The organism is Sphingobium chungangianum, from assembly GCF_977014255.1.
Genome location: NZ_CDRNIV010000006.1, coordinates 2,637,024 through 2,660,325, shown reverse-complemented (window position 1 = coordinate 2,660,325; position 23,302 = coordinate 2,637,024). Strand labels below are relative to the sequence as shown.

Annotated in this window: 22 protein-coding genes and 1 pseudogene; 12 read left to right on the top strand and 11 right to left on the bottom strand. The window is 61.8% G+C overall.

All coding sequences use genetic code 11. The features are described 5' to 3' along the window. Window positions 1-17 precede the first annotated feature (17 nt). On the bottom strand, window positions 18-1,226 hold the full coding sequence (locus tag ACWNC0_RS20150) for an LL-diaminopimelate aminotransferase (RefSeq protein WP_449474211.1): 1,209 nt from the start codon (window positions 1,224-1,226) through the stop codon (window positions 18-20). Window positions 1,227-1,367: 141 nt separating this feature from the next. On the opposite strand from ACWNC0_RS20150, the gene ACWNC0_RS20145 reads away from it, so the two are divergent. From ACWNC0_RS20145 to ACWNC0_RS20125, 5 genes are all read left to right on the top strand, one after another. Then, window positions 1,368-3,110, top strand: coding sequence for a PHA/PHB synthase family protein (locus ACWNC0_RS20145; protein WP_449474209.1), 1,743 nt, complete (start codon window positions 1,368-1,370; stop codon window positions 3,108-3,110). A gap of 140 nt (window positions 3,111-3,250) precedes the next feature. Then, complete coding sequence (locus ACWNC0_RS20140) at window positions 3,251-4,093, top strand: phasin family protein (RefSeq protein ID WP_449474208.1); 843 nt, start codon at window positions 3,251-3,253, stop codon at window positions 4,091-4,093. 145 nt (window positions 4,094-4,238) lie between these two features. After that, window positions 4,239-4,607, top strand: a complete 369-nt coding sequence (clpS, locus tag ACWNC0_RS20135; RefSeq protein WP_449474206.1) for an ATP-dependent Clp protease adapter ClpS — start codon at window positions 4,239-4,241, stop codon at window positions 4,605-4,607. Between the two features lie 117 nt (window positions 4,608-4,724). Further along, window positions 4,725-6,506: a diguanylate cyclase gene (locus tag ACWNC0_RS20130; protein WP_449474204.1), complete on the top strand. Its 1,782-nt coding sequence runs from the start codon at window positions 4,725-4,727 to the stop codon at window positions 6,504-6,506. Window positions 6,507-6,605: 99 nt separating this feature from the next. Next, complete coding sequence (locus tag ACWNC0_RS20125) at window positions 6,606-6,983, top strand: MerC domain-containing protein (RefSeq protein ID WP_449474203.1); 378 nt, start codon at window positions 6,606-6,608, stop codon at window positions 6,981-6,983. A gap of 70 nt (window positions 6,984-7,053) precedes the next feature. On the opposite strand, the gene glpX is transcribed toward ACWNC0_RS20125, so the two are convergent. Next, window positions 7,054-8,037: a class II fructose-bisphosphatase gene (gene glpX, locus ACWNC0_RS20120; RefSeq protein WP_449474201.1), complete on the bottom strand. Its 984-nt coding sequence runs from the start codon at window positions 8,035-8,037 to the stop codon at window positions 7,054-7,056. Window positions 8,038-8,191: 154 nt separating this feature from the next. On the opposite strand from glpX, the gene ACWNC0_RS20115 reads away from it, so the two are divergent. Beyond that, complete coding sequence (locus tag ACWNC0_RS20115) at window positions 8,192-8,503, top strand: hypothetical protein (protein WP_449474199.1); 312 nt, start codon at window positions 8,192-8,194, stop codon at window positions 8,501-8,503. A gap of 13 nt (window positions 8,504-8,516) precedes the next feature. Here ACWNC0_RS20115 and ACWNC0_RS20110 read toward each other — a convergent pair whose 3' ends face one another. Continuing rightward, window positions 8,517-9,821 (bottom strand): homoserine dehydrogenase, encoded by a 1,305-nt coding sequence (locus tag ACWNC0_RS20110; protein ID WP_449474198.1) that lies wholly within the window; start codon window positions 9,819-9,821, stop codon window positions 8,517-8,519. Window positions 9,822-9,917: 96 nt separating this feature from the next. Continuing rightward, on the bottom strand, window positions 9,918-10,757 hold the full coding sequence (locus ACWNC0_RS20105) for a hypothetical protein (protein WP_449474196.1): 840 nt from the start codon (window positions 10,755-10,757) through the stop codon (window positions 9,918-9,920). 267 nt (window positions 10,758-11,024) lie between these two features. Between ACWNC0_RS20105 and ACWNC0_RS20100 the strand changes: the two are divergent. The 5 genes and pseudogenes from ACWNC0_RS20100 (at window position 11,025) to ACWNC0_RS20080 (ending at window position 14,060) form a co-directional block, all read left to right on the top strand. Next, window positions 11,025-11,682 (top strand): annotated as a pseudogene (locus ACWNC0_RS20100) (energy transducer TonB). A gap of 71 nt (window positions 11,683-11,753) precedes the next feature. Then, on the top strand, window positions 11,754-12,512 hold the full coding sequence (locus tag ACWNC0_RS20095) for a MotA/TolQ/ExbB proton channel family protein (RefSeq protein ID WP_449474194.1): 759 nt from the start codon (window positions 11,754-11,756) through the stop codon (window positions 12,510-12,512). Between the two features lie 113 nt (window positions 12,513-12,625). Continuing rightward, complete coding sequence (locus tag ACWNC0_RS20090) at window positions 12,626-13,114, top strand: ExbD/TolR family protein (RefSeq protein ID WP_449474193.1); 489 nt, start codon at window positions 12,626-12,628, stop codon at window positions 13,112-13,114. 20 nt (window positions 13,115-13,134) lie between these two features. Beyond that, window positions 13,135-13,557 carry an ExbD/TolR family protein gene (locus tag ACWNC0_RS20085; protein ID WP_196224597.1) on the top strand — a complete coding sequence of 141 codons (423 nt, stop codon included), beginning with the start codon at window positions 13,135-13,137 and terminating at the stop codon, window positions 13,555-13,557. A gap of 185 nt (window positions 13,558-13,742) precedes the next feature. Next, window positions 13,743-14,060, top strand: coding sequence for a PilZ domain-containing protein (locus tag ACWNC0_RS20080; protein WP_449474191.1), 318 nt, complete (start codon window positions 13,743-13,745; stop codon window positions 14,058-14,060). A 24-nt stretch (window positions 14,061-14,084) separates the two neighbouring features. Here ACWNC0_RS20080 and ACWNC0_RS20075 read toward each other — a convergent pair whose 3' ends face one another. Continuing rightward, a complete protein-coding gene (locus ACWNC0_RS20075) occupies window positions 14,085-15,872 on the bottom strand; it encodes an ABC transporter transmembrane domain-containing protein (protein WP_449474189.1) in 1,788 nt (595 codons plus the stop codon). Window positions 15,873-15,928: 56 nt separating this feature from the next. Beyond that, a complete protein-coding gene (locus ACWNC0_RS20070; protein WP_449474188.1) occupies window positions 15,929-17,215 on the bottom strand; it encodes a class I SAM-dependent methyltransferase in 1,287 nt (428 codons plus the stop codon). 103 nt (window positions 17,216-17,318) lie between these two features. Here ACWNC0_RS20070 and dgcA point away from each other — a divergent pair, with 103 nt between their 5' ends. Continuing rightward, on the top strand, window positions 17,319-18,296 hold the full coding sequence (gene dgcA, locus ACWNC0_RS20065) for an N-acetyl-D-Glu racemase DgcA (protein WP_449474187.1): 978 nt from the start codon (window positions 17,319-17,321) through the stop codon (window positions 18,294-18,296). Here the strand turns inward: dgcA and ACWNC0_RS20060 are convergent. From ACWNC0_RS20060 to ACWNC0_RS20040, 5 genes are all read right to left on the bottom strand, one after another. After that, a complete protein-coding gene (locus tag ACWNC0_RS20060) occupies window positions 18,290-18,688 on the bottom strand; it encodes a hypothetical protein (RefSeq protein WP_449474186.1) in 399 nt (132 codons plus the stop codon). The genes dgcA and ACWNC0_RS20060 overlap by 7 nt on opposite strands. A gap of 88 nt (window positions 18,689-18,776) precedes the next feature. Beyond that, a complete protein-coding gene (locus ACWNC0_RS20055; protein WP_449474184.1) occupies window positions 18,777-19,940 on the bottom strand; it encodes a mechanosensitive ion channel family protein in 1,164 nt (387 codons plus the stop codon). Between the two features lie 25 nt (window positions 19,941-19,965). Beyond that, on the bottom strand, window positions 19,966-20,970 hold the full coding sequence (locus ACWNC0_RS20050; RefSeq protein ID WP_449474182.1) for a DNA topoisomerase IB: 1,005 nt from the start codon (window positions 20,968-20,970) through the stop codon (window positions 19,966-19,968). A 68-nt stretch (window positions 20,971-21,038) separates the two neighbouring features. After that, on the bottom strand, window positions 21,039-21,758 hold the full coding sequence (locus tag ACWNC0_RS20045; RefSeq protein ID WP_449474180.1) for a hypothetical protein: 720 nt from the start codon (window positions 21,756-21,758) through the stop codon (window positions 21,039-21,041). After that, the gene (locus tag ACWNC0_RS20040) at window positions 21,758-23,125 is read right to left on the bottom strand and encodes a putative O-glycosylation ligase, exosortase A system-associated (protein WP_449474179.1); all 1,368 of its coding nucleotides are present in this window, start codon (window positions 23,123-23,125) and stop codon (window positions 21,758-21,760) included. The genes ACWNC0_RS20045 and ACWNC0_RS20040 overlap by 1 nt, the downstream gene beginning before the upstream one ends. Between the last annotated feature and the right edge of the window lie 177 nt (window positions 23,126-23,302).

The window sequence follows — 23,302 nt, the reverse complement described above, 5'->3', positions numbered from 1 at the left end:
ACCCGGCGCCGCTTCCGTCAGGCCGCGCCCTTGGCGGGCGTGTTGATACCCATGGATTTCAGATATTGCTTGATGTTGCGCGCCGCCTGCCGCAGCCGCTGCTCATTTTCCACCATGGCGATGCGGACGAAACCTTCGCCATCCTCACCATAACCGACGCCGGGAGCTACCGCGACCTTGGCATGGGTCAGGAGTTGCTTGGAAAATTCCAGGCTGCCCATGTCCTTGAGCGCGGGGGGCAGTGGAGCCCAGGCGAACATCGACGCCTTGGGCGCCGGAATTTCCCAGCCAGCGCGGCCAAACGCCTCGACCATGACATCACGGCGCTTGTGATAGAGTTCGCGATTCTTCTGAACGATGTCCTGCGGCCCGTTGAGCGCCGCGCAGGCAGCGGCCTGGATCGGCGTGAATGCGCCATAGTCGAGATAGGACTTCACCCGCTTGAGCGCCGCGATCAGTTGGCGGTTGCCGACCGCGAAGCCGATGCGCCAACCCGCCATCGAATAGGTCTTGCTGAGCGAGGTGAATTCTACCGCGACATCCTTGGCTCCCGGAACCTGCAGGATGGAAGGCGTCGGGTTGCCGTCATAATATAGTTCGGAATAAGCTAGGTCGGACAGGACCCAGACGTTATTTTCCTTCGCCCAGGCGACCAGTCGCTCGTAAAAGGCAAGATCGACCGTCTCGGCGGTAGGATTGCTGGGATAGCCAACCACCAGAATGGAGGGACGCGGCACGGTGAAGGCCATCGCGCGTTCCAGCGACTTCCAATAATTTTCATCCGGCGTCGTCGGGACCGACCGAATGGTGGCGCCCGCGATGATGAAGCCGAACATGTGAATCGGATAGCTGGGGTTGGGCGCCAGAACGACGTCGCCCGGCGCGGTGATCGCGGTCGCGAGGCTGGCAAGCCCTTCCTTCGACCCCATGGTCACGACGACCTCGGTCTCCGGATCCAAATCTACGCCGAAGCGGCGGCCATAATAATTGGCCTGCGCCTTACGCAGTCCGGGGATGCCCATCGACTGGGAATAGCCGTGGGCGCTCGGCTTTTGCGCGACTTCGCACAGCTTGGCGATGACGTGGTCGGGTGGCGGCAAATCAGGATTGCCCATGCCGAGGTCGATAATGTCCTCACCCGCGGCTCGCGCGGCGGCCCGCATCGCGTTGACTTCAGCGATGACATAGGGTGGCAGGCGCTTCATGCGGTAAAATTCTTCGGACATTATAGGGCTTTCCTGAAAGGTCTCCATGGGGAATAGTGCTGCACGCACTTTCGCGCGATGCGCTCTGGCTATAGCCCGCCAGATTGGCTCACGCCAGCGAAAGCGGCGGACATACAGGATGCCAGGAGGAGGAAGGTGGCCATGGAAGCGCAGAACCTCAACGAGCCTCATCTGCCTACGCTGGAACAGATGCAGCAATGGACGCAAGTCGTCGGCCGGGCGCAGCAGCTCATTCTGGAGCAGGCAGCCGGAGCCACGGGAAGGACGATGCCGTTCGATCCAGATGCGGTGGCGCGCATTCAGACAGGCTTCGCCAATGAAGGTCTGGCCCTGTGGCAGCGGTTTCTTGACTCAGGCGGCATGCTTCGCGACCAGCCGGACGCTCCGCCTCCCGAAAGCCCTGCCGCGCGCAAGGATCGCCGCTTTGCTGACCCCGCCTGGACCAAGCATCCGTTCTACGACCTGGTCCGGCAAAGCTATCTGCTGATGTCGGACTATCTGCTGAAATTGACGGACGCGGTGGATGGGGTCGATCCCAAGCAAAAGGCAAAGCTGCGCTTCGCTACCAGCGGCATGCTGGACGCGGTGGCGCCCAGCAACTTTCCGCTGACCAACCCCCTCGTCATGGAAAAGACCCTGCAGAGCGGGGGCGAAAATCTGGTCGAGGGCCTCCAGCACATGCTGGCGGACATGGAAAAAGGTCAGCTGACCCAGACGGACGGCACCGTCTTTGAGCTTGGCCGGAACATCGCGACCACTCCCGGCAAGGTGATCAAGGAAACGCCGCTTTACCAGCTGATCCACTACGCACCGACCACGGACAAGGTGCTGGAAACGCCCCTCGTCATCTTTCCGGCGTGGATCAACCGCTTCTACATACTCGACCTGTCGCCGGAAAAAAGTTTCGTGAAATGGGCGACCGACCAGGGGATGAGCGTCTTCCTACTGTCGTGGAAATCGGCCGATGCGTCGATGAAGGACCTGCTGTGGGACGATTATATCGTCCGCGGCCAGGTCGACGCGATCGACACCGTGCGCGAACTGCTCGGCGTGCCGAGCGTCCATACGATCGGCTATTGCGTGGCTGGCACCACCCTTGCTGCGACCCTGGCCTATCTTGCCGAACGTGGCGAAGCGGACAAGGTGGCAAGCGCGACCTTCTTCACGGCGCAGGTGGACTTCACCGAGGCGGGGGATCTTGGCCTGTTCGTCGACGATGAGCAGATGAAACTGGTTGACCAGCTTTCGACCGGGGGCTTCCTGGATGGGCGCTATATGGCCGCGACGTTCAACCTGCTGCGCGGCCGCGACCTGATCTGGAACTATGTGGTCAATAATTACCTGCTGGGGCAGGATTATCCGCCGTTCGACCTGCTATATTGGAATGGCGACACCACCAATCTTCCCGCGTGCTGGCACAAAAATTACCTGACGCAGCTTTATCGCGACAACCAGTTGGTGGTGCCGGGGGCGCTGACCATCGACGGAACGCCGCTTGATCTGAGCAAGGTCAAAACGCCCGCCTATGTTCAGGCGGGACGGGAAGATCATATCGCTCCTCCCGAAAGCGTGTGGAAGATCACATCCCACTTCGCTGGGCCGATCCGGTTCCTGCTGGCTGGATCTGGCCATATCGCGGGCGTGGTCAATCCTCCGGCGGCGGGGAAGTATCAATATTGGTCCTGCGATGAACTGCCTGCCAGCCTGACCGACTTCGTGGCGAACGCGAAGGAGACGAAGGGAAGCTGGTGGCCCGACTGGATCGAATGGATTCGCTCTCATGGTGATTCGATGGTCTCTGCCAAAGACGGTGGTCGGGTGCCGGGCGCCGGTTCCCTGAAGGCCATAGAGGATGCGCCTGGCCGTTATGTGAGGGAGCGCTAAGCCTCACAAAACACGCTGATTTCAGACTGGTAAAACAAGGACCGATTTCTCCGCCAATCTTGTTTTGCTGCACTGCACAAAAATTCTTGCGTTTGCGCTTTGAATTATATATTGTGCACTGCAGCAACGGAGAACCTTTTATGCCAGTCACTCCAAAGCCTGCTCGCCGCAAGGCAGCGGCCAAGACGCCCGGCTCTACATTGTCGGCGGCTGAAGCATTGAAGGCTGCGGAAGAAGCGGTGAGCGTCAGCCCAAAGGTTGCGCCAGCGCGGAAGGCCGTGGCGGTCAAGAAGGCGGCGGTTAAAGCCGCAAAGCCTGACCCGGTCGCGATCGTCGCCGCCACCACGGCGGTCGATGCAGCGCCCGAACCGGCTGTTCCGCCAGAAATTGATCCGGCCCCTCATGCACCAGCGCCGCTGGTCGAAGAGGTCGCCATCGAAGTCGAAGAAACCAAGAGCCTTTCGTCCGAGGCCGGGCCGGTAGAGCCCACCATGCTGCCTGCCACAGAAGGAACCAAGATGATGAACGACGTGATCGAAACCGGAAAGAAGTTCGCTGAAGAGACCAAGGCCAAGTTCGAGACGGCCTATGCCGGTCTGAACGAGAAGGCCAAGGCTGGCGTCGAAAAGTCGACCAAGGCCATCGAAGAGCTGAGCGACATCGCCAAGGGCAATGTCGAAGCGCTGGTCGAATCGGGCAAGATCGCTGCCAAGGGCATTGAGACCCTGGGCCAGGAAGCTGTCGATTACAGCCGCAAGAACTTCGAGAAGGCGACTGCCTCGCTCAAGAGCTTCTCGACGGTCAAGACGCCGACCGAATTCTTCCAGCTGCAGAGCCAGCTTTTCTCGAGCAGCTTTGACGAGCTGACCAAGGAAGCCGCGAAGAGCAGCGAAGCGCTGATCAAGCTGGCTGGCGAAGTCGCCCAGCCGCTGACCGCGCGGGTTACCGTTGTCACGGACAAGGTAAAGTCGCTCGCCGCCTGATCGGCGGTAAAAGACTTGAAAGAATGAAGCGGCTCTCATCCCCAGGGTGAGAGCCGCTATTCTTGGTTACCACCGTCCCTTGCGCGATGACCTGCAATCTGCGCCCCTTGCCTTAAGGGCTGGAATCGCCATATCCTCACCCGTCATGAGCAGCATCAGCAGATATCGGGAGAAGATGGCGGGCCGGGACCAGGATGATCAGGGCGAAGGCCCTGGCGGTCCTAACGTCGGCATCGCGACGCGCACCCGCGCCCGCACCAAGAAGCCGTCTCTCTACAAGGTATTGATGCTGAACGACGACTACACGCCGATGGAATTCGTCGTGCATGTCCTTCAGCAGTTTTTCCGCATGGACATGGAAGAAGCCACGCGCGTGATGCTTCACGTGCACCAACGCGGCGTCGGGGTTTGCGGCATTTTCAGCTATGAAGTGGCGGAGACAAAGGTGAACCAGGTGATGGACTTCGCCCGGCAGAACCAGCATCCGCTTCAATGTACGCTGGAAAAGGCCTGAACTGCCGACAGCACACCTGCCCAAACTGTAAGATGATGAAAGTCATGCTTTTGTCGTCGTCCGGCGCCCCCTCATGGTTATTATATATTAAGGATGGTTGCTTAGGCAGAGGGCGTCATGCCTGCCATTCTCCGTTCTCCTTCTTCCAGACTGACGCCGCTGGTTGCTGGCATTGCCTATTTCCTGATGGCGACGCTGGCGATGCTGTGCTCGCGGTTCGAAGGGGGACTCGCTTTTGTATGGGCCGCCAACGCGTTGCTGATGGCGGAATTGCAGACATCGGAAACCAGCTATTGGCCGCGTGTAATCGTGGCTTGCGGTATTGCCAGCATCATATCGACGTCGCTGTTTGGCATGGGGCCTTGGGCAGCGCTGCCCATGGCGTTCATCAACATCGCCGAATCGCTGATCGTCGCGATCCTGTGCCGTCGGTTCATTCCCGTCCACCTGAGTGACGGGTCGAAGCGCTCCCTTCTCGTCTTCATCCTGGCACTTTGCATCCCTGCAAATATCATCGCTGGCACGGCTGCGGCGCTTGTCGCCTCGACCCTTACGCCTGTGTCCTTCGGCGCTTCATGGCTGCAATGGTATAGCGGCCATGTGCTGGGCGGCCTGGTCTGCACGCCGATCCTGACGATGCTGTTGCAGGGACAGGTTCGCACCTGGGCTCGGGAGACATCCGGCAGGCAGAAGCTGGAGGCTTTGGCACATCTGGCTATTTTCGCGGCCGTGATCGTCCATATATTCTATTTCGCGCATTACCCGATGCTGTTCCTATTGGTGTTGCCGCTGGTCGCGATCGCGTTCCGCATCGGGTCGTTGGGAACGGCGGCCGCAGTCGTGCTGCTCGCCGTGATCGGCGGGGCCGCGACCATAACGGGCCATGGGCCGGTGAACGTAGTAGCCAGTAGCGTGGGTGAACGCACCCAGTTGTTTCAGTTCTTCCTTGCCTTCACTTTCCTGCTGTCCATGCCGCTTGCAGCCGAACTGAACGGGCGCCGCCGATTGTTCCAGATGCTGCAGGCGAGCGAGGCCCGATATCGGGCCATAGCCGAACATAGCGGCGACCTGGTGTTGAACGTCAGCGTTGATGGCATCATCCAATATGCTTCGCCTTCAGCGGCCGAGCAGATCGGCTGCGCGCCCGCGGTGCTCGTGGGCCGTTCGGCGGACATCATGGTCGATCCCAAGGATCGCGCGGAGGTTCACGGGGCTCATCAGCGCGCTCTGGCACGGCCGGGCGACGTGCAGACAGTAGAGTTCCGCCCGGCAGCTTTCACCGATGGGGTCGATTGGTGCGAGATGGTCACGCGTGCCGTGCTGGACGAACAGGGCCTTCCTACCGGGGTGATCAGCACGATCAGGGACATGTCGCGGCACAAGGCGCGGCAGAGGGCGCTGCAGCGCGTCGCGGCCGTGGATACGCTGACCGGCGCCGACAGCCGCTGGGCCTTCATCGAAAAACTTGACCAGGAAATCAAACGGGTGGCGCGAGGCGCCAATGCCTGTCTGCTAATGATCGACATAGATCATTTCAAATCGGTCAATGATCGCTACGGCCACGGGGTAGGGGACAAGGTGCTCTCCAGCTTCGTCGAGCGCCTGCGTCCTGGCTTGCGCGGCGGGGACAGTATCGGAAGGCTTGGCGGAGAGGAGTTTGCGATTCTTCTGACGGGCACCGATATCCAGCGCGCGAGCATGGTGTGCGAGCGCTTACGGAACATGGTGTCCGCGCAGCGCATCAGCGCCGTCGGCAGCGAATCGATCGCCATTACCTTCAGCGCGGGACTCGTTGAACTTGACGGGCGAGCGAGCAGGGCGGATCTGCTCGATGTTGCGGACAAGGCCCTTTACCGCGCCAAGAACAGCGGGCGAAACTGTTTGCGACTTGCCGCCTGAACCTTCTGCCCGGTTTCGAGGAAATGCATCGTTGATCCGGGCGAATATGTCAGATGATATGTTGTAACTTCATCTTGTCTGGCCTATGTACTGGCTACCATGCCAACCAGCATCCGCTCTCGCCTGTCAAATGGCCGCATCGATCGCATCGCGATTGCGTTGTCGGGCATGTGCGTCGCGCATTGCATCGGCACCGCAGTGCTGCTTGGCGTTCTTGCGTCGGCGGGCGGGATTTTTGAGAATCCTCTCTTCCATGAGGTTGGGCTTGTGCTTGCTATCCTGCTGGGGGCGGTGGCGCTTGGGCAGGGGGCCATGGAACATGGCTTCATGATGCCCGCGGCTGTCGGCTCGCTGGGTCTGGGCATCATGGCGGGTGCCATGACCCTTGATCATGGATGGCAGGAAAGTGCTTACACCTTGTTTGGCGTGGTGACGCTGGCCCTGGGGCATGATCTCAATCACCGGGCTGGACGATAAGGCAGCCTGACCGGAACGCATAGAAAAGGGGGCTTGTCGCCCCCTTTTTCGTTATCGGCTTATATTCCGGTCAGGACTGCTTCCGGTCCAGATGATGATCGCCCTTAACCCAGCGAACCGTCCCGGTGCTGGCGCGCATCACGACGCTATCGGTGGTCAGCTTGCCGCCGGGCAGCCGCTTGACGCCCGCGAGCAGGGAGCCGTCGGTGACGCCGGTCGCCGCGAAGATGCAGTCGCCCTTTGCCAGCTCCTTGAGGTCATAAACCTTGTCGAGATCGGTGATGCCCCATTTGAATGCCCGCGCCCGCTCGTCGTCATTGCGGAACAGCAGCTTACCCTTGAACTGACCGCCGACGCAGCGAAGTGCCGCGCACGCCAGCACGCCTTCAGGCGCGCCGCCTGAACCCATATAAATATCGATATTCGTTTCCGGATCAGTGGTCGCGATCACACCGGCGACGTCACCGTCGGGGATCAGCATGATGCCGCATCCGATCGCGCGCAGTTCCGCAATCAGCTTTTCATGCCGGGGGCGGTCGAGAACGCAGACGATGATCTCATGGGGATGAACGCCCTTTGCCTTCGCGACGGCTTCGACATTCTCCTTCACCGGCCTGTTGAGGTCGATGATGCCATCGGGATAGCCCGGACCCACCGCCAGCTTTTCCATGTAAACGTCGGGCGCGTTCAGCAAGCCGCCTTCTTCCGAAATGGCGAGAACCGCGAGCGCGTTGGGACCGGCCTTAGCCGTGATCGTCGTCCCTTCCAGCGGATCGAGAGCGATGTCAATCTTCGGGCCTGATCCGATCGCGTTGCCGACCTTCTCACCGATGTAGAGCATCGGGGCTTCGTCGCGTTCGCCTTCGCCGATGACGACGGTGCCGTCCATGTAGAGGTCGTTGAATGCCATGCGCATCGCTTCGACAGCGGCAGCGTCAGCCGCCTTTTCGTCGCCGCGTCCAATCAGCTTCGAGGCGGCGATGGCGGCCGCTTCGGTGACACGCACCATCTCAAGCACCAGGACGCGATCGAGAACTGAGCTAGCCTGCACCATGATAATCCCTCTGCTGTCTCTTTGTGATCAGCGCGATAGGAGGTCATCCCGGCCTTGTCGAGCCATCCACCCCGCCTCAGCCTGCTTTTCGCGGCGCCAATGCAACGGAAGGTCGTCTGTGGCGTTAAAATGCCAACAATGACAAGGGGTCGAAATGATGATCGCCGCGCTGCTTGCTGCCAGCCTCGTTCAGTCAGCGGCTCACCCTCCTCAACCTATCTCGGCTAAGGCAGCCCCGTGCCAGGCGGTGCCGACGCTGTGCATGTCCGGTCGGCCGACTTCGAGCCGCCTGCCGTTGGAAGGCAGCACTAGACGCGCGGACAACAAGATGAGCGCCTATCGCTTCGACGCGCGGCCGTGCCGGATTATCGGAAACATGGGTTGCCCCAAGCAAGCCCGTCTGCGCGTATTCAAACTTGGCGAACCTTTGCGCGAAACTTTGATGCGCAGCTTCGCGTCCCGTTAAACGGCGGCCCTTTTCAGTCGAGAATATGCATGACCATCGGGGCCTGGAGCAGGCTGTCCGATCCCGCGAGCCGCCGAAGCGTATCGAGGACGCAGCGCTCTTCCCCCGCATGGGTGACGATCGCCATCAGCACGCTGTCATCATGGCTTGCGCCGCGCTGGATCATGCTTTCGATCGACACACCGGCGTCGCGCGTCGCCGCGGCGATCTCGGCAAGGACGCCGGGGCGGTCCTGTACCTTAAAGCGCAGATAGCTGCGGCCAATCCGCGCGCCTGCGTCCGCTGCCGGTTGCCGCGCCAATGCCGAGACCGGCATCGCCAGGGCATCGCCATATTCATCGCGCGCGACGTCGATCAAATCTGCGACCACGGCCGATGCTGTAGGACCATCGCCTGCGCCCCGGCCCTGGAAGAAGAGGCGGCCGACGAAATTGCCTTCGGCCACGACGGCGTTGAGTGAACCGTCGACATGGGCAAGCGGATGATCGAGGGGGACGAGCATGGGGTGAACGCGCTGGAATAACCCGCCCGGTCCATTTTCGGCCATCCCGACCAGGCGAATGCGATAACCCATGGCCGCTGCTTCGGCGATGTCGGCGGCGATGACGTGGCGGATGCCCGTTACCGCGACGCTGCCAAAGTCCAGTTCCGTGCCGAAAGAGAGGCTGGCAAGAATGGTCAGCTTGTGCGCGGCATCGACACCGTCGATGTCGAAGCTCGGGTCCGCTTCGGCATAGCCCAGTTCCTGCGCTTCCTTCAGCACATCGTCGAAACCGCGCCCTTCCTTCTCCATCGTGGTCAGGATGTAGTTGCAGGTGCCATTGAGGATGCCATAGACGCGGCTGATCTCATTGGCGGCGGCGCCTTCGCGCAGGCCCTTGATGACCGGGATGCCCCCGGCAACGGCCGCTTCATATTTGAGGGCGATGCCGGCTTTCTCCGCCAGCGTGGCGAGATCAAGGCCGTGATGGGCCAGCATGGCCTTGTTGGCCGTGACGAACGGCTTACCCGCCGAAAGACACTGCCGGGCGAGGGTGAGCGCCGGGCCGTCGGCGCCCCCGATCAACTCCACCACGACATCTATATCATCGCGGCCGGGCAGGGTGGTCATGTCGTCCACCCATTCATAGGGCGACAGGTCGACGCCCCGGTCCTTGTTGCGGTCACGCGCGGAAATGGCGACGATCTGAATCGGGCAGCCAGCGCGCCGCGCGATCAGGTCGGCATTTGTCTGCAACAGCCGGATCACGCCACCGCCCACCGTGCCAAGGCCGACAAGCGCGACGCGCAGCGGGGCATGGCGGTGAAGATTGGTCATGATAGTGGCTGTCCTCAGGCTGATATAATGCCGCGCTGATAGCCGCCAACGCGCCGCTGTCCAAGAAAAAGGACAAGGGCGGCGCGTGAGGGGGTGTCAACGCGCGGAACGGCTGCGGCCGCAATTGCCGAGTGACTGGATGACAAAGGCATAATCGATCCGAGCCGCCTCCGCATCGACAGGAGCCAGCGCGCGAACCGAAGAGCCCGGCAGGGTGGGCGGCAAGCTGCAAGCCAGGCGATACCAGAGAAGGCTTCCTGGTGCGGGCGGCCGCGCCGCTTCATCGACGATTTCGCCCAGGGCAACGGCCCATTTCGGTTGCTGCCCTGGGCGGCGCAGGATGGAAAGGGATACCGGATCCCCCGTGGCCGTTCGCAGGAAAATCTGTGTCTCGCCTTCACCCGCGACCGTGCCTGCCACGTGGAAGGCGTCGCCAGGGCCGATGATGCGAGGCGGTGCGTTGGGAGCTACCAGTTCAGACAGAATGGCCTTCACCTGCTCGATCGCCGCAGTCGTGGCAGGAATTTGAGCGTCGCCCGCCACCAACTGGATTTCTCCCGGCCGTCCTCCTGGACGAGCAAACAGGATGACCTGCGTTTTCTTCAGCTTGGGAAGCTTTCCTCGGCCATTCAACGGCGCATCATAAAGATAGCGGACGCGTGGACTGATTCCCCCTTCGCCGCGAATCAGTGACGTGACTTCGGCCTCCACAAAGACCCGTTTTTGACCGGGAGGGACATTTTGGACCGTTTTTTCGGGTAGTGCAATTATGCTGCTGATGCGTGCTACGGCTACCAGCGGAGCCGTGTCTGCCAAATCCGCGAAATCGGCATAGGAAAGGGTGGCGGACTTTGTGCCATCACTCGTCTGGGCCGCTGAAATCAGCGGAGATGCGGCGAAAATGAGGCATGTTGCGGCGGCGGTTTTGAAGGTCATGGAGGATTTTCTTTGCATGTTCGTCCTGCCTAAAGTCATCCGTGACAATGTTGTCACAGGCAAGTCATTCTGTATTAAAATGCTAATCGGAAATTATCCTGTCGATAAAGCGTTTGCGTGCCACGATGCGCCGCGATAGGAGTTTGCGCGGTAGCAAATGCGCGGAAGGGGGCCAAAGGTGGCCAGGGACGACCTGGTCAACTAGGGCCATTTTTGGCTTGTTTGCTTATAACAATGGTAAGTTGAGTTAAGGAGTGTCGTTGCCGAATGGCCTATGCTGACCACTCGCAAGGATCGAGTTCGTACGATCTCGATCGTCATCGTCGCCCTGATTCACGCTGTTCTGGGTTATGCCTTTGTTACCGGCCTTGGCATGAAATATGTCAAAAAGGCGGCGGAACAGCTGAACGTGATCGACGTGAAGGAGGAACCGCCGCCACCGGATGAGGAGCCGCCGCCGCCGCCGCCAGACCAGCCGGTCGAGCCGCCGCCAGTGGTCGCGCCTCCGCCGATCGTCCAGACGCCAGCCCCCGCGCCGGCCATTGCCACGGTGCGTACGCCGCCGCCGGTTTTCAACCCGGTTCCGGTTGCTGCTCCACCGCCACCACCGCCGCCGCCACCTGCAGTGCCTGCTTCGCGTGCAACGCCGCGCAGTTCGCCCGGCAGCTGGCTTAGCGATGCGGACTATCCGAGCCGCGCACAGCGTGAGGAGCGTTCGGGTACAGCGGGTTTCCGGCTCGAGATCGGCCCTGACGGTCGCGTCACGAGCTGCACCATCACCTCTTCGACCGGTCATTCCGATCTCGATGAGGCGACCTGCCGTCTCCTGCCGCGCCGCGCGAAGTTCAAACCGGCCACGGCAGCCGGGGGTGGCCCGATGTCGGATACCTATAATGGTCGCATCACCTGGCGACTGCCTGAATAATTGTAACGGGAAGGCTGGCGCCGCTGCCGCCTTCCCCTTCTATTGATCCTTTTGAGAGGGAAGTCTTGAAAATGTTGATGTATCTCGCAGCCGCGGCCGCGCCGAAATCGGAGAACCCTTACGGCTTGATGGAGGCCCTGCAGCAGGGCGGCACCATCGCCTGGACCGTGTTCCTCATCCTTTGCGCCATGTCGGTGGGCACATTCTACATCCTCTTCACCAAGCTGATCGAACAGCAGAAGGTCCTCAATCAGGGCAAGAAGGTTCGTGCAACCTTCTGGCGCGCCCCGACCCTCAAGGAAGGTTCGGCCAAGCTCGAAAAGAACTCGGCCTACAAGCAGATCGTCGATGACGGCATCAAGGCTCAGGAAGAACACACCAAGCTGACCGATCCTGTCGAAGCCCATGACTGGCTGCACGGTTCGCTTGCCCGTTCGGAAGCCTCGATCAACTCGAAGCTGGGCGGTGGTCTGGCGTTCCTCGCGACCGTCGGTGCGACTTCGCCGTTCATCGGTCTGTTCGGTACGGTTATCGGCATCTATCGCGCGCTCATCAAGATCGGCGCTGCCGGTCAGGCCTCGATCGACGCCGTTGCCGGTCCGGTCGGTGAAGCTCTGATCATGACCGCGCTGGGTCTGGCCGTGGCCGTTCCCGCCGTGCTTGCCTACAACTTCCTGCAGCGTCGCAACAAGTCGATCGCCGAACAGCTGAATGGCTTCACCGTCGATCTGCTGGCTCACCTGGTGTCGAACGGCGCTGTTAAGCCTTCGTTCGCGACTGCCCCGGCTGCTCCTGCCGCCAAGACGGCTGCTGCTCCGACCAAGGCCTGATTGGGTCAAGGAGCCGGTGTGGGGGTTAGTGGACGGCTGCGACCGCTGCTTCCCCACCGGCCATGGGCCCCAATTGACGGGGCGCCATCGACACGCATGTTAGGAAATTATCAATGGCAATGAGTGTTGGCTCCGACGGCGGTGAAGACAAGCCGATGTCCGACATCAACACGACGCCGCTCGTCGACGTCATGCTGGTGTTGCTCATCATCTTCCTCATCGCGATTCCGGTCGTCGTCCAGACGGTTCAGCTGCAGCTCCCCAAGGTCGCTTTCGAGCCCACGACCACGAAGCCGGAAAATGTGTCGCTATCGATCACGCAGGCCAAAGACGGCAGCTGTGCGGTCTATTGGAACCTGACCAGGGTGTCTTCAAACGAACTGCTCGACCGCGCGGTCGCGAAGCTTGAAGCGGACATCAAGAAGGCGGGTGGCGTTGAAAACATGACGCCTGAGGATCTGCCCGAAGTACACATTCGTGGGGACATCAATACCCCCTATCGGTGCATCGGTGGCACCATCTACACGATGCAGCGCGCCGGTTTCCCGAAGGTCGGCTTCATCTCCGAACCCGAACCGGGTTCGACGGTGCAGCGGCTCTAAGTTTTTAGGAGTATCGCCCCATGGCAATGAGCGCCGGAAAAGATGATGGCGAGCCGATGATGGACATGAACACGACGCCGTTGATCGACGTCATGCTCGTTCTCCTCATCATGTTCATCATCACGATCCCGATCCAGACCCACGCGGTCAAGATCGACCTACCGCAGAACGCGCCACCGACTGACAGCGTCATCGACCCTGTCAAGAACAAGGTTGCGATTGATGCTGGCGGAATCATCACCTGGAACGGTTCGGCCATCGACCTTCTGACCCTGCGTCAGTATCTGCAGCAGTCGCTGCGGTTGCCGGTCGAACCCGAATTGCAGTTCCAGCCCGATGCTGCGACCCGTTATGTCGTCGTTGATCAGGTTCTGGCCGAGATCAAGCGCGCTGGCGTCACGAAGCTGGGCTTCGTGGGCAATGAACAGTATGGAAACTTCTAAGAGCTGGCTACGCCGCCGCCGTCTGGCCGGGAATGTTCGACTTCCCGTTTCCGGGCGCGGGCTGGGGTGACGCAATCAGCTTTTGGTTATCTAAAGGGTCGCTTCGGCGGCCCTTTTTTGGTCCCTGCCTCAACGGTTCCTTAACCCTAATGTGAGAAGTTCCACCCAAAGGAATGCATCTGATCATGGGCGCTGAATTGCACATGGACCTGAACCAAAAGCGCGGTCGCCAGACTGACCGGCGCTATGTTCAGGTGCCCGTCAAAGTGAGGCGGCCAAGCGAGAACTGGTTCAAAAGCAGCGTCGCCGACTTGTCAGTTAATGGCTTCCTCCTGCAGAGCTTCATGAAGCTGGCCGCAGGTGATTCCCTCTGGGTCATGCTGCCCGGATTCGAAGGACGACGCGCTCAAGTTCTTTGGACACGGGGCCATGAAGCAGGTTGCCGGTTCGAACGGCCCCTGCATCCCGCCATCCTTGATCATATCGTCAGGATCAGCGGATAAAATAGCTTTGAAGGCCGATCTGCCTCAGGCCGCTGGCGCATCCTGAAACTGAAGGGTCGCCAACCTCGCGTACAGCCCCTTTTCGATCATCAGTGCGGCATGATTGCCCTGTTCCACCACGCGACCATTATCGAGTACGATGATCCGGTCAGCGGCGCGAACCGTTGCCAGCCGGTGAGCGATGACGATTGTCGTTCGCCCCTGCATCAGGCGCGCCAGTGCGTCCTGGACCAGTCGCTCCGATTCCGCGTCCAGAGCAGAGGTCGCTTCGTCCAACAGCAGGATCGGCGCATCGCGGAGCAGGGCGCGCGCGATCGAAAGGCGCTGCCTTTGTCCTCCAGACAGTCGGGCTCCACCTTCGCCCAAAAATGTATCCAGCCCCTCGGGAAGGGCGCGCAGAAACGTCTCTGCATTGGCCGCACGCGCTGCTCCCCAAATCTCCTCGTCCGACGCGTCCCAGCGGCCAAAGCGCAGATTGTCCCGCGCCGATGCAGCAAAGATAACGCTGTCTTGCGGAACCATCGCCATCATATTCCGAACCGTTGCCGGGTCGGCATCCTTCAGATCGACGCCATTCAGCCGGATAACCCCGGTCTCAGGATCATAGAAGCGTAGCGCGAGTTGTATCAGCGTGGATTTGCCTGCACCTGACGGCCCGACGACTGCCACTGTTTCACCTGCCCCAATATCGATCGAAATGCCGTGCAGCGCGGCATCGCCCGGTCGCGTGGGATAGCTGAAATGCACACCATCGAACTGGAGGTTCGCGCCTTGTGGAAGTTGGGGAATCGGTTTGGGCAAAGCAGGAGCGACGATTTCGGGCTTTGCCGTCATAAGCTCATGCAAGCGGCTCGCCGCGCCAGCACCCCGGAGCAGGTCGCCCCAGGTTTCCGACAGCGCGCCAAATGCGCCCGCAACCAGGCCGCCGGTGAGAACAAACGCCGCGATACTGCCGCCCGAAAGCCTGCCCGCCGCGACATCCAGGGCGCCTTGCCACATCACCGCAGTGATCGATCCAAAGACCAGAGCGATGACAACCGCTGTCATTGCCGCGCGGAGGAGGATGCGGCGCCGGGCCGTCGCAAATCCTGCTTCCACCGTGGTGTCGAAGCGCGCGGATTCCCGCGCTTCCTGTCCGAATGCCTGAACGATCTTCATGGCGCCCAGCACTTCGGACGTTACGCTGCCGACGGCGGCCAGCCTGTCCTGACTGGCGCGGGAGAGTAGCCGTACGCGGCGGCCGAGGCTGATCATCACGACCAGAATGATGGGGATGCCAAGCACCAGAAGGCCCGCGAGCTTGGGCGCGAGCGCGAAGAGGTAGATGAGGCCACCAACCCCGGTGACCAGATTGCGCAAGGCGACCGACACAGTCGAGCCGACGATCTGGTCGATGATGGCGGTGTCCGCCGTCATCCGCGACGCGATTTCAGATGGCCGGTTCTCTTCGAAAAAGCGGGGTTCCAAGCGCAGCAGATTGGCCTGCGTCGCCGATCGGATATCGGCCACCACCCGTTCCCCAAGCCAGGATACGAAGTAGAAACGTGCCGCCGTTGCCAGGGAAAGGATCAGCACAATCAGCAGCAGATACTGAAACCACCGGCTGATATCCCCGCCGCCCATGAACCCCCGATCGATGACGAGTCGAAAGCCGCTGGGGATGGCGAGTGTCGCGGCGGACGAGACGATGAGTGCGGCGAGCGCGGCGGCGATCCGTCCGGGATAGCGCGTGGCGAAGCGCCACAACATGGCGAGGCTGCCAAGGGACGAACGCGCGCCGCCGCGCGGCATGGGCTTTTCCGCATCTTGCATGGTGGCGCGCTTAGCAGTCCCCAGCGCAAGCCTCAACGAGGATCAGCGGCACGATATCAGCTGGATGGCGTGATTTCCGCTGCCAGCGTCATGATGCGGGGCGCGGCCGTACGTCCGGTCAGGGCGTAGGCCATGTCGCCGGCTTCCCAATAAGCGATGATATCGCTTGCGCGCCGGGCGATAAGGGGATGTCCTTCAGCAGGCGTTTCGGCCTTGTCCGCGAAAAAGGAGAGTTGCTCGCCTGCCGGGGTCACGACGGAAATGGCGATTGCCGGACTGTCCGGCGTTGGGAAAAGCTGTACGTCGGTGACGCGCCAGCTGCGCGGGAGAGCGGGCAAAATGATCCCGGTCGAACGGCGTATTTCATCGCTGTTGAGGGTCGCGCTTTCCACCTGAGACGCCATATTTTGCCGTAACAGCCCGGCGCGGTGCGACGCCGCTGCTTCGTCGAGGAAGGGACTGGCCTGCGCCGCCTGCGGAAACTCGCCCAACGCGCCTCTCGCGATCCAGCCCGTCGCCAGCAGGGCTGCGATCGCGGCTGTCCGGCGCAAATGCTGCCAGCCGCGCCCGCTTTCATTATCGTTGGCGACCGGGATCGACATGTCACGCCTGCGCCCGACCAGCGTGCCCTTGGTGCCGTCATGCATCAGGCGAAAGTCGATGTGCGGCCAGCGTTGACGCCAGCGCCGCGCCACGATCCGCTCTCCCGGCCGCGCCGCGTCATCCAGCAAGACAACGGCGTTGGGCGACAGCCGTGCAAACAGGCTGTCCGCTGCGCCCCGTACCAGTGGATGGACCGACCATGGCGGCCCGTCGATGATCAGGAGGTCGATGCGCTCAGGCAGATCGTCCAGCGCATACCAGCGCCCCGGCCAATCGCCGCTCTCCGATGCCAGCGGCGCATGGCGCAGGTCGGCTTGCAGACCATGATCGCAGAGCCAGTTGCGGGTAGCATCGACAAAGCCGCCATGCTGGTCAAAGCTGGTCAGGCGGCCTCCGCCATGCATCGCCAAGGCCTTGGCCGCAACCAATGTGGAAGCGCCCGCGCCCAGTTCCACGACCTGCGCAGGCCGCAAGCGCGCAATCTCCCGCACGATATGGCGCAGGAAACCGACATCCGCCTTCCAGCTGCCAAGATGCGGAAGCGCATCAGGGGGCAGGTTCAACTCATCCATCAGAGCGCGTTTGTCGGCTTTGCGCCCACCCGAAAGGCTGGCGAGCAGCCACGGCCAACTGATCGCCCCAAAACCGATGCGCCATGCCAGATCGGACATCCGGCGTTGTGTCGCACCGTCCTCCTGTTCGGCCAGGGAAAGAAAGCCAGTCAATTCGCGGGAAGTCACGATGCACCCATCCTTATATAAGATCTGGCGGGACTATGCGGCGGCCCGCGATTCTCGCATAGAGCCTGTGTCCGGTCCCTAACTTGCCGCTCAGGAAACGTCGATGACCCGTATAATTTCCGCCACCATCGAACGCTGGCCGGTAGCAGGCGCCTTCATCATCAGCCGGGGCGCCAAAACCTCTGTGGACGTCGTGGTCTGTACCGTGAGCGATGGCGTACATGTGGGCAGGGGCGAAGGCACGCCCATCTATTACGAAGGTGAAACAGCCGAAGGCTGTGCCGCCGCCCTCAACGCTTATCGGGGGCCGCTGGATCGCGAGGCACTGCTGGAAGCGATGCCGCGAGGCGCGGCGCGCAACGCGCTTGACTGCGCTTTGTGGGACCTGGAGGCCAGGCAGGCCGGCATTCCCGTTTGGCAACTGGTAGGCGTTCAACCTCCTGCGCCGCTGCCCACTGCCTTCACCATCAGCCTGAATGACTCCGACCAGATGGAAGCCGACGCCCGTGCTGCGGCGGGCAGGGGCTTTGCCCTGTTGAAATGCAAGCTGACGGGTGAAGGGGACAGGGAGCGGATCGCAGCGGTTCGCGTTGGGGCGCCCAGTGCGCGGCTGATCGTCGATGCTAATGAAAGCTGGCATGATCTCGACATTGCGGCCGAAGCGGGCGCTCTCGCTGAACTCGGCGTGGAAATGGTGGAGCAGCCGGTTTTTCACGGGCGTGAGGACAGGCTGGCGGGCGTTAAGGCGCCGCTCCCGCTCTGCGCGGACGAAAGCTGCCACACGCGTGCGGACCTAGATCGACTGGGGGACTTTGACGCGGTCAATATCAAGCTGGACAAGGCGGGCGGGTTGACCGAGGCGCTGGCTCTTGCCCGTGCCGCAAGGGAACGGGGCTTCCGCATCATGGTGGGTTGCATGCTCGGCACGTCGCTCGGGATTGCCCCTGCGGCGTTGGTCGCGCAGGGCGCGGATTGGATAGACCTTGATGGCGCCCTGCTGCTGGCCAAGGACAGGGATGGCGCCCTCGCCTTGCGGGACGGCAGGCTGCAGCCGGGCACGCTTTGGGGCACGGGTCAGTAACCGAGCGTCAGGCCCAGGGCATAATATTTGGGACCGACATTGCCTTTCACGCGCAGCTTCGGGACGATCGGCATCGCGACGGTGGCATAGGGTCGGCTGTTGTCACCGCTGAACCGAATGCCCGCGCCGATCGTCGCAAAGGTTGGCAGGCTGTAGGTCGCCTCGACCCGGCCATACAGCTTTGCCTCGCCATCGCGCAGGTAGACGCCCGCACCGGGGGTCAGGCTGAAACCCGCCACGTCCAGCGCGTAGCCAGCGCCGATTTCGGTGCCCCAATGACCATTCGCCCGGCCGTAATTGACTTCGGCCCCAAGTCCTTCGGCATGCGCCGCAGGAGCGATGGCGAGAGATCCCACCAGTGCAGCGGCGGCGAGTTTGGCGCGTGAAATCATCTTCAATCCCCAATCAGCGATGCTGCTGCCTGACCGGCTCACAGGGCCGAGGCAAGCAAGGGGAAGGTGAAGCGAATCGAAAACCCGATCAGGTGAGCCGCGCAGCCCCCCCATGGTCGATGTGGATGGGATCGGGATAGGGCATGATCGTCCGCCCGTCCGGCGCTGCGGTAAAACTCGTCTGGGTGGGATAGGCAAATTCAATGCCTTCCGCCTTGAATCGCTTCCAGATCGCAATGCCGATGCGATGGCGCGATTGAAAATAATCATGCGTGTCGGGGTAGGGCACATCGAAGTTGAGTTCGTAATCCAGCGAGCTCGCGCCAAAGCGCACCAACCCCGCATTGACGAAGTGCATGCCTTCGTCCGTCACGATCTTTTCAAGCAGGGCCGGGATGGCGTCGGCCTTTTCATCCGGTGTCTGGTAGATGATCCCGATGGCAAAGGTCACCCGACGCTGCTCCAGCGTTTGAAGGCTGGTGATCTCCTTTTGCAGGAGGTTGGCGTTGGAAATGACCTTCTTCTCGCCCGTCATGGCGCGCAGGCGTGTGCTCTTGAGGCCGATGCGTTCGACTCGTGCGGTCGTCTGATCATAGGTGATCACCTCGCCCCGGCGGAACGGCTTGTCGAAGATGATCGACAGGGCAGCGAACAGGTCCGAGAAGATGCCCTGCGCCGCGAGGCCGATGGCGATGCCGCCGATGCCAAGGCCCGCGACCAGACCCGTTACGTTGACGCCCAGATTGTCGAGTACGACTACCAGGGCGATGGCGAACAGGCCGAAGGTCACGAGGACGCGGATCAACCCCATGGCGTTGGCCAGGGTTTCGCCATGAGCGTCTTCGCCGACGGTCTTGCGTTCAACGAGGCCCAGGATGATCTCGCGCGCCCAGATGGCCGCCTGGAAAACGGCGGCGATGGTGAAGAGGAAGGCCACCGTCTTCATCACCATCAGTGGCGGATTGGCGTAGCTGACCACCAGCCGCGCGGCGACCAAGGCCATGAAGAAGTGGGTGGTCCGGGCGATGGCACGGCCAACGACGTTGGAAACGCCAAGCGTGCTGCCCGGCTTGCCCCTGAACCGCTTCCCGAATTGCCGCAACGCGGCGAGGGCGAGATAGATGGCGACGCCGATCCCGACGGCGATCACTATCTGCAAAGAGTGAATGGCAAACCAGTTCGTCGTGGCGTGCCACATTTCCGAAAGGTTGGGAGCGCGAACCGTGAAGGCCGGGTCATTCTTTGCAGCCATGGGGATCCCTGAAAAATCTAAGCGGTCAGGCCGCCAGAGGAAGAGAGGAGCTTGCCCCGCATTCTTCCAGAAAGGCGATCAGTCCGCGTTCGTAGCGGGTGAGATAGCGCGTACTGCGCGGCAAGCGAAGCCCTGCCCGCCATTCATCCTGTCCCGACTTGCACAATTCGATCAGCGCTGGGTGGATATAGCTTTTACGGCTGATGGCGGGCGTGTTGCCCAGCGCTTCGGCCACTGGCGCGACCATCTGCGCGAGCGATACGGGGCCGGAGGCTAATGTTTCGAACGCGACAGCCGAAGCGCCCCATGTGCGGAAATGCTTGGCCGTGAAGTCATGTCGCATGGCTTCCGCGATATAGGCGTTCACGTCCCCGGAAGTGATCGGCCGGGCGATCCCTTCCTCGTCCAGATATTGGAAAAGATGCTGTCCCGGCAGGTCCTGCATGGCGCGCACGAAGCGGAGCAGCCGCCGGTCGCTGATCGTCAGGTCATGTTCGCGCCCCGACTTGGCACGATAGCGCAACCGCAGCTTCTGCCCGCTAAGGTCGACATGGCGGCGGCGCAGCGTCGTGGCGCCGAAGCTCTTGTTCGCTGTGGCATATTGTTCGTTGCCCACGCGCACCTTGGCAAGGTCGAGCAGGCGCACGACTGCGGCCAGGGTCCTTTCCTTGCGCAGGCCGCGGATTGACAGGTCAGCCTCTATGCGCGCGCGCAGGCGGGGCAGCGCGCGGCCGAACAAGGCGCAGCCGCCGTATTTCTCCGCCTCTCGCGCGGCGCGGAACTCCGGATGATAGCGATATTGCTTGCGGCCCCGGTCGTCATAGCCGGTCGCCTGGATATGGCCATGTGGCAGCGGGCAGAACCAGCAATCACGGTAAGCGGGCGGCATGCCGATGGCGTTCAGCCTGTCGATTTCGTCCCGATCGGTGATTCGCGTGCCATCGGCAAGGAAATAGGCCCATCCCCGTTTCAAAGCGCGACGCGCTATTCCCGGCATGCTGTCATTGGCGTGGACGAGGCGTTGCGGCATTTGGCTCCTTCTCAAGAGCCATTAACCCGTCTTACCGCGCTTGCGTTCCCCGGCCTCGACGCGTGGGGTCAGGATCGGCCGGGCTGTGAGCCGGTCAAGCGCCAACGAAGCGCTCCGCTGCTGCGCAAGCGCCAATGCTCAGGATGGCGGCGGATGACCGATAGATGCGCGAGGGTCAGGGTCGCCGCCAATATCGCGGCGGGCATGGCGATCATCGCCATATTGGGCAGCAGCAGCGCGATCGCGAAGAAGCCCAAGGCTGTGGCTGCGGCGATCATGGTGGACCGTGCTTCACCGTCCGGCCCGCGCATCCAGAATATGCAGCCGCTCACCCCCAGCGCGAAAGCCATGGCGAGCCGGGCGGGCTGACCCTGTCCCGCAAGGCCGCAGCCGATGAGCAGCAGAAGGATGAGGAGCGCGATCCCGGCGCGGGGCAGGCGACCAAGCAGATAGGCTCCGGCAGGATAAAGCAGTAGCTCCGCCATCAGCACCGCCGCCAAGATCGATCCGGCAAGTGCCGCCTGCTCTGGCCCGGCGATGACCGCCACCACTGCCGTGGCAGCCCAGGGAACGAGGCGTTCGGGCGCCATGCGAATATGGCTGACCCAGCCGCGCAGGCCCGCGCGGGTTTCCCATCGCCGGTCCGCAAGGCGCAGTTGGAAAGCCGCGATAATGAACAGCGCTTCCACGCCCCATGGCAGGAATTCCCTGCCGATCATGGGCGACGCCAGCACCAGTCCGAGCAACAAGCCATGGGCGATGCCCAGAATGCGGAGTTCTCCGCTCATCATACTCCCCCTGTGATCGGCTTTAAGGGCCGCAACGGAATGGCCGGGGCTCGCGCACCCCCCCGCTGCTTGCGCGTCAGATAGGTGTCGAGGCCGATTTGCAGCGATAGCATCATGAAGATGAAGGGTTGGTAAGCGATGCCGACGAACAGCGACCCGATCATGTAGATCACATGGCCTTGCTGAAGCGCCAGCGCGAAAGGCGCGACCCATGCCTCGCCCGGACCATCGCGGCCCCGATAACGTCGGCGGATCGATTCGGTGCGGATGAAGCAGATGAAGTGGATCAGCAGCCACAGCGCGAAGCCGAAATAGCCCTGCTCGCCCAGCATCTCGAAATAGGCGCTGTGGTAGGCGCGGCCCTTGTCAGTAACGAGCCGCCGCTCCATGCGCGACCCGCCGCTGTCGGTCACCCGTTCCTGCATGAAATAGGTGAAGCTGTTCTGAAGGTAATTGTCGAAGCCGCCGCCGCCGGGATGCTCTTTCACATAGTCCAGCGTCCATTTCCAAACGGCGAGGCGGGTGGAAGCGCTTTCGTCGCCCTGATGATTCTCGATGGTGGACATGCGCTGGGTGAAGCTGGCGGGCAAGAAGGGGATGGCGGCAAGCGCGGCCACAGCCAGCAATGGGCCATAGACGAACCGCCGCTTCGACCGCATCAGCATCATGCCAGCAAGGATGACAATGCAGACGAGGCCCGTGCGGGCTTCGGTGCCGATCGGCATCAACAGGCAGGCGAAGCCCAGCGCATAGGCGAAGGTTCGCACCCGCCAGTCCGGCGGAAAGATGGTGCCGTGTTTCGCCAGCCAAAGGATGAGCGGGATCAGCGAGATGGCGACGCAGCTGATGATGCTGCCTTCGTACAGGCCGCTATTGTTATCGACCATTAGGTTGAGGACGCCATAGCCCCCGCCCGACAGCGCCGTCTTCATCCCGCCATTGATGATGATCGTACTCGCGCACAGAACCATGAACAGCGCCAGCGCCTCCAGCCGCAGCCGGGTGCGCAGGGTGAGCGGCAGGAAGATCGCGAAGATCATCGCCTTCCACACCCATTCCCACTTGGTATGCGCGTTGAGCGGGAAGTCGGCCGTCGCAGTCGTATAGCCGCACCAGGCCAGCAGGATCAGCAACAACAGCTGGCGCATGGAGAAGCGGCAGTCCGTTTTCTTGTCCACCAGCAGCCACGCGCCCACCGCCAGAGCAAAGGCGATCGCGGAGATCGGGATGCGGTTCAGCAGGAAATAGGACAGTCGCTGCGGCGAGACGATGTCGATATAGGCGTAGACGGCGACCAGCAGGAAAGGACGCCGAAGCCCCAGCAGGAAGAAGGCGCCAAGGAAGGCGAGGAAGAAGAGATCACGCATCGCGCGATTGCTCCACCTGTGATTCGTCATCCAGATCGGCGCGCGGCAGCAGCCGCCAGGCCGCCAGCATGATGACGCCATGGCTGATCAGCAGGGAAAGGGCGTCAATCATCGCGCGAAGGGTTCTTCCATGGCCACCGCCTTTCCCTAGCGCGGCAGAGTTGACGGGCCGTTAAA